At 25.5% G+C, this 13,192-nt stretch carries 10 protein-coding genes and 2 tRNA genes; all 12 read left to right on the plus strand.

What is annotated here, in order from left to right; genetic code table 11:
* The first annotated feature begins 23 nt into the window (after window positions 1–23).
* The 12 genes from ftsH to pnp all read left to right on the plus strand — a co-directional run bounded on the left by ftsH (window position 24) and on the right by pnp (window position 13,105).
* On the plus strand, window positions 24–1,907 hold the full coding sequence (ftsH, locus tag RA161_01100) for an ATP-dependent zinc metalloprotease FtsH (GenBank protein WMY97653.1): 1,884 nt from the start codon (window positions 24–26) through the stop codon (window positions 1,905–1,907).
* Between the two features lie 11 nt (window positions 1,908–1,918).
* On the plus strand, window positions 1,919–2,761 hold the full coding sequence (gene folP / locus RA161_01105; protein ID WMY97654.1) for a dihydropteroate synthase: 843 nt from the start codon (window positions 1,919–1,921) through the stop codon (window positions 2,759–2,761).
* Complete coding sequence (glmM, locus tag RA161_01110) at window positions 2,754–4,091, plus strand: phosphoglucosamine mutase (GenBank protein WMY97655.1); 1,338 nt, start codon at window positions 2,754–2,756, stop codon at window positions 4,089–4,091. Before folP ends, glmM begins: the two co-directional genes overlap by 8 nt.
* Window positions 4,092–4,137: 46 nt before the next feature.
* A complete protein-coding gene (gene secG / locus RA161_01115; GenBank protein ID WMY97656.1) occupies window positions 4,138–4,443 on the plus strand; it encodes a preprotein translocase subunit SecG in 306 nt (101 codons plus the stop codon).
* 34 nt (window positions 4,444–4,477) lie between these two features.
* Window positions 4,478–4,565 (plus strand) — tRNA-Leu (locus RA161_01120).
* A 58-nt stretch (window positions 4,566–4,623) separates the two neighbouring features.
* Window positions 4,624–4,700, plus strand: a tRNA-Met gene (locus RA161_01125).
* A gap of 267 nt (window positions 4,701–4,967) precedes the next feature.
* Window positions 4,968–6,485 carry a transcription termination factor NusA gene (nusA, locus tag RA161_01130; GenBank protein WMY97657.1) on the plus strand — a complete coding sequence of 506 codons (1,518 nt, stop codon included), beginning with the start codon at window positions 4,968–4,970 and terminating at the stop codon, window positions 6,483–6,485.
* A gap of 12 nt (window positions 6,486–6,497) precedes the next feature.
* Window positions 6,498–9,086, plus strand: a complete 2,589-nt coding sequence (gene infB / locus RA161_01135) for a translation initiation factor IF-2 (protein ID WMY97658.1) — start codon at window positions 6,498–6,500, stop codon at window positions 9,084–9,086.
* A gap of 46 nt (window positions 9,087–9,132) precedes the next feature.
* Window positions 9,133–9,501, plus strand: coding sequence for a 30S ribosome-binding factor RbfA (gene rbfA / locus RA161_01140; GenBank protein WMY97659.1), 369 nt, complete (start codon window positions 9,133–9,135; stop codon window positions 9,499–9,501).
* Between the two features lie 33 nt (window positions 9,502–9,534).
* Complete coding sequence (gene truB, locus RA161_01145) at window positions 9,535–10,467, plus strand: tRNA pseudouridine(55) synthase TruB (GenBank protein WMY97660.1); 933 nt, start codon at window positions 9,535–9,537, stop codon at window positions 10,465–10,467.
* Between the two features lie 111 nt (window positions 10,468–10,578).
* Window positions 10,579–10,848 carry a 30S ribosomal protein S15 gene (gene rpsO, locus RA161_01150; GenBank protein WMY97661.1) on the plus strand — a complete coding sequence of 90 codons (270 nt, stop codon included), beginning with the start codon at window positions 10,579–10,581 and terminating at the stop codon, window positions 10,846–10,848.
* Window positions 10,849–10,999: 151 nt separating this feature from the next.
* On the plus strand, window positions 11,000–13,105 hold the full coding sequence (gene pnp / locus RA161_01155; protein ID WMY97662.1) for a polyribonucleotide nucleotidyltransferase: 2,106 nt from the start codon (window positions 11,000–11,002) through the stop codon (window positions 13,103–13,105).
* Window positions 13,106–13,192 lie beyond the last annotated feature (87 nt).

Here is a 13,192-nt window from a genome sequence, read left to right on the forward strand (position 1 = left end):
AAAAATTTAAAGAGGTTAATTTCTTGAATGATATGGCAAAAAATCTAATTCTTTGGGTTGTTATTGCAGTAGTATTGATATCTTTATTTCAAAATTTTGGATCAAATGATGTTAATAATCGAAGAACAGATTATTCTACTTTTATGCGTGAGCTAATTCAAGATCAAATAGAAGAAGTTCGTATTTCTGATCGAGAAATTAGTGTAAAAAAAAATGACAATAGTCGTTATACAACTTATATTCCATTAAAAGAAGATCCAAAACTACTAGATACTTTGCTTGAAAGACGTGTAACTGTCATTGGTGAACCACCTCAAGAACAAAGTTTTCTAGCAACTATATTTATATCTTGGTTTCCAATGCTTTTATTAATTGGAGTATGGATATTTTTTATGCGTCAAATGCAAGGTGGTGGAAAAGGTGCACTTTCTTTTGGAAAAAGTAAAGCTCGTATGTTAAAAAAATCACAAATAAAAACTACTTTTGCAGATGTTGCAGGTTGTGATGAAGCAAAAGAAGAAGTATCAGAATTGGTTGAATATTTACGTGAACCAAGTCAATTTCAAAGATTAGGTGGAAAAATTCCAAAAGGTATTTTAATGGTTGGTCCTCCCGGTACTGGAAAAACTTTATTAGCAAAGGCTATTGCTGGAGAAGCAAAGGTACCATTTTTTAGTATTTCTGGTTCGGATTTTGTAGAAATGTTTGTAGGTGTTGGAGCTTCTCGTGTAAGAGATATGTTCGCACAAGCTAAAAAATCAGATCCTTGTATTATTTTTATTGATGAAATAGATGCTGTAGGTCGACAACGTGGTTCTGGATTAGGTGGGGGACATGATGAAAGAGAACAAACTTTAAATCAAATGTTAGTAGAAATGGATGGTTTCGAAGGAAATGAAGGAATCATTGTTATTGCTGCTACAAACCGTCCAGATGTTTTAGATCCTGCTTTATTACGTCCTGGACGTTTTGACAGACAAGTTGTTGTAGGACTACCTGATATACGTGGTAGAGAACAAATTTTGAAAGTACATATGAAAAATGTTCCACTCGATATTGGTATTGATGTTTCAATTTTAGCACGTGGTACTCCTGGATTTTCTGGAGCTGATTTAGCTAATTTAGTCAATGAGGCTGCAATTTTCGCTGCACGTTCTAATAAAAATGTAGTTACAATGTTAGAATTTGAAAAAGCAAAAGATAAAATTATGATGGGTGCTGAACGTCGTTCCATGGTGATGACAGAAGAACAAAAAGAATTTACTGCTTATCATGAAGCAGGACATGCAATTATTGGAAGAATTGTTCCAGAACATGATCCTGTACATAAAGTAACTATCATACCAAGAGGTAGAGCATTAGGAATTACATTTTTCTTACCAGAAACTGATCAAATTACTGCAAGCCGACAGAAATTAGAAAGCAAAATTTCTACTTTATATGGAGGTCGTTTAGCTGAAGAAATAATTTACGGTTCTGAAAAAGTATCTACTGGTGCATCTAATGATATTAAAGTAGCAACAAATTTAGCTAGAAATATGGTGACCCAATGGGGATTCTCAGAAAAATTAGGTCCTCTCCTTTATGAAGAAGAAGAAGGAGAAATTTTTTTAGGACGTTCTATGACAAAAAATAATCATTTATCAGATAAAACAGCATATGTTATTGATGAAGAAATTAAATTAATTATTGATCGAAATTATAAAAGAGCACGTCAAATTTTACATGATAATATTGATATTTTACATGCAATGAAAGATGCATTAATGAAATATGAGACTATTGATGCATTTCAAATTGATGATTTAATGAATCGTCGTCCATTAAGAGCACCTGAAAATTGGAATAAAAATAAAAAAAATGATGATAAAAATCATCTTACATCTTCTTTATTAGAAAAAAAATAATTTTTAAAAAAATGAAAATAACTATCTCAAAAAAAAAATATTCATGTCCTATGGTTATGGGAATCTTAAATATCACTCCTGACTCATTTTATGATGGTGGATTATATCAAAATTATAATAAAGCTATTGATCATGTTGCAAATATGATAAATTCTGGTGCAGAAATTATTGATATTGGCGGAGAATCAACACGTCCAGGATCATTATCAATTAGTGCTGAACAAGAATTAGACAGAATCATTCCTGTTGTTAAAGGCATAAAAAAACGATTTAATATATTAGTATCTGTTGATACTTCAAAAGCTATTGTAATGAAGAAAGTTGAAAAACTCGGTGTAGACATCATAAATGATGTTCGATCTTTAAAAGAAGATTCAGTAATAGAAACATTAAGTAATAATAATTTAAAAATATGTATTATGCATATGCCTAAAAAACCAAAAAATATGCAAAAAAATATTTTTTATACAAACGTGATTAAAGAAGTTAATGATTATTTAATAAAAATAATTGAAAGATGTAAAAAATTTGGTATTAATAAAAATAGATTAATTATTGATCCAGGATTTGGATTTGGAAAGAAAATGACACATAATTATCAACTATTAGCAAATTTAAATTATTTTCATATTTTGAAACTTCCAATATTAGTTGGAATATCAAGAAAATCTATGATTGGAGAATTATTAAATTTATCAACTTCTCAAAGAATGATTGGTAGTCTTGCCGCTTCAGTAATTGCAGCTATGCAAGGAGTATCTATTATTCGTACTCATGATGTTAAAGAAACAGTAGAGTGTATGAAAATTGTAAAAAAGACTCTTTCATTTTTAAAAAAAAATTATTATGAGTAGTAAAAAATATTTTGGAACAGATGGTATTCGTGGTAAAGTTGGCAAACATCCTATTACACCAGAATTTTTTTTAAAATTAGGATGGGCTGTTGGAAAAGTATTAAAAAAATATGGCACAAATAAAATAGTCATAGGTAAGGATACACGTATATCAGGATATATGTTAGAATCTTCTTTAGAAGCAGGGTTATCATCTGCAGGTTTATCTATTGTTTTTACTGGTCCACTTCCTACTCCGGCTATTGCTTATTTAACTAGAACTTATAATGTTGAAGCAGGCATAGTAATATCAGCATCTCATAATCCGTATTATGACAATGGAATAAAATTTTTTTGGATGAATGGTATGAAACTACCTGATGAAATTGAACGAGAAATAGAAGCAACAATTGATCAACCTATTTATTGTGTAGATTCTGTAAAATTAGGACGAGCAAGTAGAATTATAGATGCACCAGGTCGATATATAGAATATTGTAAAAGTACTTTTCCATCTAATCAAAGTTTAGAAAAATTAAAAATAGTTTTAGATTGTGCTAATGGATCTACTTATCATATTGCACCTAATGTATTTACTGAATTAGGAGCAAATGTCATTTTGATAGGTTGTAATCCTAATGGATTTAATATTAATAAATCATGTGGAACGACTAATATCGATACTCTACAAAAACGTGTTATTAAAGAAAAGGCGAATATTGGTCTTGCATTTGATGGTGATGGTGATCGTGTCATTATGGTTGATCATTATGGAAATAGAATTGATGGAGATCAAATTTTGTATATTATTGTAAAAAATTTATTACAAAATGGATGTTTACATGGAGGAGTAGTTGGTACGTTAATGAGTAATATGGGATTAGAAATAGAGTTAAAAAAATTAAAAGTACCATTTATGAGAGCTAATGTAGGTGATCGTTATATTTTAAATAAATTAAAAGAAAAAGGTTGGTTTTATGGGGGAGAAAATTCAGGACACATTATTTTATTGGATAAAAATACTACTGGAGATGGAATTATTGCTAGTTTAGAAGTTTTAAGTATAATGATAAAGAATAATAAAAATTTATATAAATTATCTCGAGAGATGACTTTATTTCCTCAAATTTTAATTAATGTAAATTATTATCATTCGGATAATCCATTAAATACTAACAATATTTTAAATGTAATTAAAGAAGTTAAAAAAGAATTAAAAGACAACGGAAGAATTTTATTAAGAAAATCTGGAACAGAACCATTAATTCGAATTATGGTAGAAGGTAAAAATAAATTTCAAATAAAAATGATAGCAAATCGTGTATCCAATATTATCAAAAAATTAAATTAATTTTTTGATAATAAAAATATTAATAACTTTAAAAGGTTAAAAAAATATGTTTTTACTTTTTTTAATACTATTCTCATTAGTTTCTATTATATTAATAATACTTATTATTTTTTTTCAAGGAAAAGAATCAGAAAACAATGCCATTTTAGGATTAAATTCTACAAAAAATTTTTTTAACAATCCTGGAACAGGTAATTTTATTACACGTTTAACTTCTTTTTTTGCAGCATTATTTTTTATATTTAGTTTAATTTTAGGAAATTTAACAATTAAACAAAACAAAACAGAAAAAAAATGGGAAAATATTGGTACAGAATTAAATATTAAAAAGAAAAATTTTGATAATAAATAAAAAAATAAATAATAATTTTTTTTATTATTTTTTTGCCGAGATGGTGAAAATGGTATACACGCTACTTTGAGGGAGTAGTGTCTAAAAAAGACATACGGGTTCAAATCCCGTTCTCGGCACCAGAATGTAAAAGATTAGTTGCATTTAATATATAATAATGATATTATAATAAAAATATATCGCGGAGTGGAGCAGTTTGGTAGCTCGTCGGGCTCATAACCCGAAGGTCGTTGGTTCAAATCCAACCTCCGCAACCAAAGATTAAATAAATATAAAAAAATTTATATTTAATTTAATATTCTAAAAAATGAATTTACAAATAAAAAACTTATTATTAATATAATAAGATTATTATTAAACCCCTTAATTTTTTTTTGGGGTTTTTTATTATTTAAAAAAATTTTTTGTAATTATTTAATAATTCAAATTATTTAAAAAGTTTAAAATTTAATAATATTATTAAAAATAATAAAAATTTTTTATAAAAAACTTTCTTATTTAAGAAGAATTGTAAAGGCAATTTAATGAATAAAGAAATTTTAACAGTAGTTGAAGCAGTGTCCAATGAAAAATCTCTTCCTAGAGAAAAAATATTTGAAGCTATTGAAATTGCTTTAGCTACAGTAACAAAAAAAAAAAATGAAGAAGAAATAGATATTAGAGTTAATATTGATAGAAAAACAGGAAAATTTGACACATTTAGACGTTGGTTAATTGTAGAAAATGTTTTGAGACCAGAACGTGAAATATCTATAAAGGATGCACAATTAAATTATAAAAATGTTAAATTAGGAAATTTTATAGAAAATAAAATTATATCTGTTAAATTTGATCGTATTACAACACAAACAGCAAAACAAGTTATTGTGCAAAAAGTACGAGAAGCAGAACGATCTATGATCGTTCAGCGTTTTTCTGAACAAAAAGGAGAAATTATTACTGGTATAGTAAAAAAAATTAATCGAGAAAATATTATTTTGGATTTAGGAAATAACGCTGAAGGTATTATCTTACGTGAAGATATGTTATTAAGAGAAAATTTCAGACATGGAGATAGAGTAAGAGGTGTTTTATACGATATACGTCCAGAATCTAAAGGTGCACAATTATTCATTAGTCGTTCTAAACCAGAAATGTTAGTTGAGTTGTTTCGCATTGAAGTTCCAGAAATTGGTGAAGGAATTATTGAAATTAAAGCAACAGCTAGAGATCCAGGTTCTAGAGCAAAAATTGCAGTAAAAACTAACGATAAACGTATCGATCCTGTTGGAGCTTGTGTTGGTATGAGAGGATCTCGAGTACAAGCTGTATCTACAGAATTAGGAGGAGAAAGAATTGATATTGTTTTATGGGATCCAAATTCTGCACAATTTGTTATTAATGCTATGGCTCCTGCTAATGTTGGTTCTATTGTAGTAGATGAAAATAAATACACAATTGATATAGCTGTTGAAAATACTAATTTAGCCCAAGCAATTGGTAGAAATGGTCAAAATGTTCGATTAGCTTCACAATTATTAAAAAAACATCAAAACGATGAAAAATGGGAATTAAATGTAATGACGTCAGAAGATTTAGAAGATAAGCATCAAAAAGAAATTAAAAATGCAATGGATTCTTTTATGACACACCTTGATTTAGATTCAGAATCTGCAAAATCTCTTATAGAAGAAGGTATTTCTACATTAGAAGAATTAGCATATATTCCAATAAAAGAATTATTTCAAATAAAAGGATTTAGTCAGTCTAAAATACAAAAATTAAGATTAAAAGCTAAATCTGCGTTGATTACATTAAAATTAAATCAAAAAGAAATTACAAATAAAAAAAATATATCACAAGATTTATTAAAAATACCAGGCATGAATGAAGAATTAGCAAGAAAATTATTTTCTAATAAAATTGTTACATTAGAAGATTTTGCAGAACAATCTGTTGAAGATTTAAAAGATATTGAAAAAATTGATAATAAAAAAGCTGGTGATATGATTATGTTTGCAAGAAATATTTGTTGGTTTTCTAAAGAAAAAAATAATTTTTAGTAGGGAAATAGGATGGTAGAACAAACTTTAAAATTATTTGCAAAAGAAATAAAAATTTCTACAGAACGTCTAATTAAACAATTTCATGAAATAGGAATTGAAAAAAAATGTAATGATATAATTTCTCAAAAAGAGAAAGAAATATTATTAGATTATTTAAATAATAATCATAATGGATTAGTAAATAATCAAATAAATAAATTAATTTTACAAAAAAAAATTAAGACAATATTAAATGTTCCTATAACTGGTGGAAAAAGTAAATCTATTAATGTGGAAGTTAGAAAAAAAAGAAAATATATACAGTATGATATTGTAAAACCAGAATCTGATTCTAAAAATACAAACAATAAAATGCAAAATATAGAAATAAATTTAGAAAAAAATGATTCTTCTATTTTAAATAAAAATGATTTAATTAACAAAAAACCACAATTTTCTTTAAAAGAAAAAAAAATATATATTAATACTATAAAAAAAATAAAAAAAGAATTAAAAGTAACTGAAATTTATAAAAATAAAGAAAAAAATAAAAAAAAATTAGCAAAAGAAATAAAATTAGAAAAAACAATTTTTGATAAAAAAAATAATAAATTTAACAAAAATAAAAATATTAAAAATAATTATTTAGATATTTCTTTTAAAGAAAAAGAAGACATTATAAATAATAATAATTTAAGTAATATTAAAAATTATATTCAAGTTCGTAATAAGAAAAATATAAAACAAAAAAAAAATTATCATTTTTATGATCAGAATAATATTGAACAATTTAAAAATTTTACTAATAAAAATAATAAAGAAAAAATAATAAAAAAAAGTAAACTACAACAAAATTTTAGAAAACCAATTGCCTCAATTAATAAAAATATATTAATTCCAGAAACAATTTCTATTGTAGATTTATCAAACAAAATGGCAATAAAAAGTTCAAAAGTAATAAAAAATATGAAAAAAATGGGATTTTCATTTTCTATTAATGAATTTCTCGATCAAGAAACTGCACAACTTGTAGTAGAAGAAATGGGTCATAAGGCAATATTACAAAATTCTAATAATATTGAAAATGAATTATTAAATGATCGTAGTATTGAAAATGTATCATCCGAAATTAGACCACCAATAGTAACTATTATGGGACATGTAGATCATGGTAAAACTACTTTATTAGATTATATTCGATCTAGTCAAATCACTCAGAAAGAATTAGGTGGAATTACACAACGTATAGGTGCATATCATGTCAAAACAAAAAATGGAGCAATCACTTTTTTAGACACTCCAGGACATGCTGCATTTTCAGAAATGAGATTTAGAGGAGTGAAAATTACTGATATAGTTGTTTTAATTGTAGCTGCAGATGATGGAGTCATGCCACAAACAATTGAAGCTATTAAACATGTTAAAAGAGAAAATGTTTCTATTATAGTTGCTATTAATAAAATTGATAAAAATGTTACTGATTTAGAACGAATTAAAAATCAGCTTTCAAAATATGATATCTTATCTGAAGAATGGGGAGGAGATGTACAATTTGTTAAAATATCTGCAAAAACTGGATATGGTGTAGATACGTTATTAGAATCCATTTTATTACAATCTGAAATGTTAGAATTGCGAAGTATTAGTGTAGGCAGGGCTTCAGGTGTTATTATTGAATCTTACTTAGATCAAAAAAAAGGAGTAATAGCAACTGTTTTAGTTCAAAAAGGTATGTTATCTAAAGGTGATATAGTATTATCGGGCTTTCAATATGGAAAAATTCGTGCAATGTATGATGAATTTGGAAAAGAAATATTATCAGCAGGACCTTCTATTCCTGTAGAAATATTAGGATTTTCTGATATCTTGTTATCTGGAGATACTATCTCAGTAGTAAGAAATGAAAAAAAAGCAAGAGAAATTGCTACATATCGTTTAAATAAATTTAAAGAAATAAAATTAAAACAACAAAAAAGAATAAAATTAGAAAAATTATTTTCTAATATGAAAAACAATCACAAAGTATTAAATATAATTTTAAAAACTGATGTACAAGGAAGTATAGAGGCTATTATTAATAGTATTAAATTGTTATCAAATGAAATTAGAGTTCATATTATTTCTTTTGGAGTGGGTAGTATTAAAGAAAATGATGCTATATTAGCTATATCCTGTCATGCAATGATTATTGGTTTTAATGTACGTTGTGATTTATCTGCAAAAAAAATTATTGAAAAAGAAAAAATAGATTGTCGTTTTTATTCAGTAATTTATCAATTAATTAACGATATTAAAAAGATAATTATTAAATTATCTTCTCAAGAAGATAGAAAAAAAATCATTGGAGTAGCAGAAGTAAAAAATATTTTTATGATATCTAAAAAAAATATTGTTGCTGGTTGTAAAGTAATAAATGGTATAATTAAAAGAAATAATAATATTCGTTTGTTACGTGATGATATTGTTATACACGAAGGTATGCTAGAGTCATTGCGTCGTTTTAAAAATGACATACATGAAGTTAAAAATGGAATGGAATGTGGAATAGTAATAAAAGATTTTTATGATATTTCTTCTGGAGATATTATAGAATCATTAGATATTTTAAATAAATGTTAAATTATTTTTTTAGAAAATTTTTTTATTTAATAAGTGAATTTATGATATGAACAAATTTCATACTCGTTCCGAACGTATTTCAAATGAAATAAAAAAAACAATTGCTTCAATATTACAAAAAACTATAAGAAATCCAAAAATAAAAATGACAAATGTTTTAGATGTTAAAATATCTCGCGATCTTTTGTATGCAAAAATTTTTGTTACATTTTTAAATTTGGTTAATGATAAAAAAAAAACAATAAAAAATAATATTTTTTTATTAAATTATTTATCTGGATATATTCGATTTTTGTTAGGAAAAGAAATTTATCTAAAAATTTTACCACAGTTATTTTTCATATATGATGATTCTCTTGATAAAGGTATAATGATATCTAAAATAATAAGAGACGTTATATACAAAAAAAAATAATGTAACTTGTTATTATTTAATTTTTACATAAAAATGAAAAAAAAATACAGAGATGTAAATGGGATACTATTATTGGATAAACCTAATTTTGTTACTTCTAATTATGCTTTACAAAAAACACGAATTTTATTTAAAGCTAAAAAAGCAGGACATACTGGATCTTTAGATCCTTTAGCTACAGGTATGTTGCCTATTTGTTTTGGAAATGCTACAAAATTTTCTCAATTTTTATTAAATGCAAATAAAAACTATCAAGTTATTGCACATCTAGGTATATCAACAAATACAGCAGATTCAACTGGAAGTATTATTAAACAAAGAACGGTTAATATAACTGAAAAAAAATTAAATGATGTATTAAACTATTTTAATGGTTTAATATACCAAACTGTTCCTACATATTCTGCAATTAAATATAATGGTATACCAAGATATAAATATGCTCGAAAAGGTATTACAATTCCTTCTAAAAGAAGGCCAATTATGATTCATCATTTAAAACTAAAAAGATGGGTTAAAAAAGAGTTAGAATTAGATATTCTATGTTCTAAAGGAACATACATACGTAGTTTAATAGATGATATAGGAAATTTATTAGGTTGTGGAGCACATGTTAGTTATCTAAGAAGATTAAATGTAGCAAATTACATTACTTTTAAATTAATAACTTTAGAAAAATTAAATAATATTAATGAAAAAAATAAAAATTCTTCTAATTCTTTATTTAAAGAATTAGACTCTCTCTTGCTTCCGATAGAAACAGCTATTAGTCATTTACCTATTATGAATCTTTCTACAAAAGAATCAATCTATTTTCAAAAAAATAGATATTTAAATATTAATAATCATACATATTTGAAAGGAGATTTTATTAAAATTACAGAAGGTATTGAAAAAAAAATAATAGGAATTGGAAAAATTATTGATAAAGAAAAAATTTTCCTTTATCAAATATTAAAAAAATAATTAGTAATCAGATTATCAATCTTGCATTATTTAAAATTAAATAGTATGATATTATCATAAATTTAATTTTAAATAAGTTATTGAATTTTAGAAAAGTTTGGAGTATAGAATATGTCTATTTCTAATGATCTTAAAAAAAAAATTATTTTAAAATATGGCAAAACTAAATACGATAGTGGATCTAGTGAAGTTCAGATAGCTTTGTTAACGGAAAAAATTAATTCTTTAAAAGATCATTTTATGAAGCATTCTAAAGATTATCATAGTCGCATTGGCTTATTACGTATGGTATCTCATCGACGTAGTCAATTAAATTACTTAAAGAAAAAAAAAATTGTTATATATAACAAATTAATTGAATCTTTAGGATTACGTCGATAAAGCACTCTTATTAAGAATATTTTTATAATTTCATTTTCTAATAAAAAATATCTAATTTTCATTAAGTATTGAAAAATAAAATTCGATTTCTATAAATTAAATTAATTTCATCTGATTATAATAATAAATTGTTATTAAAAGGACATTTATTTTGCTAAATCCAATTGTTCATAAATTTCAATATGGAAAACATACTGTTACTATTGAAACAGGAATGATAGCTCGTCAATCGACTTCTGCAGTTATGGTAAACATGGATGATACTGTAGTATTTGTAGTAATAGTAGGAGATAAAAAAAAGAAAAAAGATCAAAGTTTTTTTCCATTAACTGTTAATTATCAGGAAAAATCATACGCTGCTGGAAAAATTCCTGGTAGTTTTTTTCGTAGAGAAGGACGTCCAAATGAAAATGAAATATTAATTTCTAGGCTTATTGACCGTCCTATTCGTCCTTTATTCCCAAAAGGTTTTATTAACGAAATACAAATTATTGCAACTGTTATGTCAATCAATGGAGATATTTGTCCGGATATTGTTTCTATAATAGGTGCTTCAGCAGCTTTATCTTTATCAGAAATACCATTTAATGGTCCTATTGGTGCTGCTCGAGTTGGATATATTGATAATAAGTATGTATTAAATCCAACATTTAATGAATTGAAAAAAAGTAAATTAGATTTAATTGTATCTGGCACATCTAATGCTTTAATTATGGTAGAATCTTCGTCTAATTTATTAAATGAACAAAAGATTCTTGATGCTATTTTTTTTGGATACGAAAAGCAACAAATTGTAATAAAAAATATTAATACTTTAGTTTCAAAGGTAGGAAATAAAAAATGGGATATACCAGTAGAATCAGAAAATTTAGAATTAGACAATTACATATCTAAATTATCTAAAAACAAATTAAAAGAAGCTTATTATATTTTTGAAAAAGAAAAAAGATTGAATACTATTAATGAAATTAAAGAAAAGATTACAAATGATTTCTTAATAAAAGATGATACTTTAGATTTGTCTAATATTAATCAAATTTTTCTAAAATTAGAAAAAAAAATTGTAAGAAAAAGAATATTAGATGGAAAATTTAGAATTGATGGAAGAAAATATGACATGATACGTCCATTAGATGTACGTATTGGTATTTTACCTCGTACTCATGGTTCTGCTCTGTTTACTAGAGGAGAAACACAAGCATTGGTAACTGTTACTCTTGGTACGGAAAGAGATGCACAAATTGTTGATGAATTAGTTGGAGAATATACTGATCGATTTTTATTTCATTATAATTTTCCTCCTTACGCTGTTGGAGAACTAGGAATTATTGGTGCTCCAAAACGTCGTGAAGTTGGACATGGCAGATTAGCAAAAAGAGGAATTTTATCAGTTTTACCAAAACAAGAAGATTTTCCATATATTATTCGTGTTGTATCTGAGATTACAGAATCTAATGGTTCATCTTCGATGGCATCTGTTTGTGGTGCTTCTTTAGCTTTAATGGATGCAGGTGTACCAATTAAACAAGCAGTTGCTGGTATTGCTATGGGCTTAGTTAAAGAGAATAATAAATTTGTTATTCTTTCAGATATTTTGGGAGATGAAGATTATTTAGGTGATATGGATTTTAAAGTAGCCGGTACTTTCAATGGAATTACTGCATTACAGATGGATATAAAAATTGAAGGTATTAACGAAATAATATTAAAGAATTCTTTAAAACAAGCAAAAGATTCTTTACATGAAATTTTAAACTTCATGCAAAAAACAATCAGTCTTCCAAAAAAAGAAATTTCAGAATTTGCTCCTCGTATTCATATTATACACATTGATCCTGAAAAAATTAAAGATGTTATTGGAAAAGGTGGTTCAGTTATTCGTGCGTTAACAGAAGAAACTGGGACGTCAATTGAAATTGATTATGATGGTACTGTAAAAATTGCTGCGACAGATTGTTTAAAAACACAAGAAGCAATTCGAAGAATTGAATATATTACTGCTAAAGTAGAAATTAGTAGAACATATAAAGGTGTTGTAACTAAAATTGTAGATTTTGGTGCATTTGTAAATATTGGAGGTACTAAAGAAGGTTTGGTACATATTTCTCAAATAACAGAAAAACGTGTAAAAAAAGTTAGTGATTATTTAGAAATTGGAAAAGAAGTAATAGTCAAAGTATTGGATATAGATAGAAATGGTCGTATTAGATTAAGTATGAAAGATGCTGTTTCTTCTTTAGATAAATTTATAAAATAAATATTAGTTCATATTTATTTTATTTTTTTAAAAAATAAAATAAATAGTTAAAAATAATTTAACAAATAAAGTAGTATATAAGGTCTA

Origin of the sequence: Arsenophonus sp. (genome assembly GCA_031446085.1) — a bacterium.
Lineage (GTDB): Bacteria > Pseudomonadota > Gammaproteobacteria > Enterobacterales > Enterobacteriaceae.

Coding starts and splice junctions, on each gene's coding strand:
- folP (WMY97654.1), top strand. CDS start 1,919: ATGAAAATAACTATCTCAAAAAAAAAATATTCATGTCCTATGGTTATG.
- glmM (WMY97655.1), top strand. CDS start 2,754: ATGAGTAGTAAAAAATATTTTGGAACAGATGGTATTCGTGGTAAAGTT.
- rpsO (WMY97661.1), top strand. CDS start 10,579: ATGTCTATTTCTAATGATCTTAAAAAAAAAATTATTTTAAAATATGGC.
- rbfA (WMY97659.1), top strand. CDS start 9,133: ATGAACAAATTTCATACTCGTTCCGAACGTATTTCAAATGAAATAAAA.
- nusA (WMY97657.1), top strand. CDS start 4,968: ATGAATAAAGAAATTTTAACAGTAGTTGAAGCAGTGTCCAATGAAAAA.
- truB (WMY97660.1), top strand. CDS start 9,535: ATGAAAAAAAAATACAGAGATGTAAATGGGATACTATTATTGGATAAA.
- secG (WMY97656.1), top strand. CDS start 4,138: ATGTTTTTACTTTTTTTAATACTATTCTCATTAGTTTCTATTATATTA.
- infB (WMY97658.1), top strand. CDS start 6,498: ATGGTAGAACAAACTTTAAAATTATTTGCAAAAGAAATAAAAATTTCT.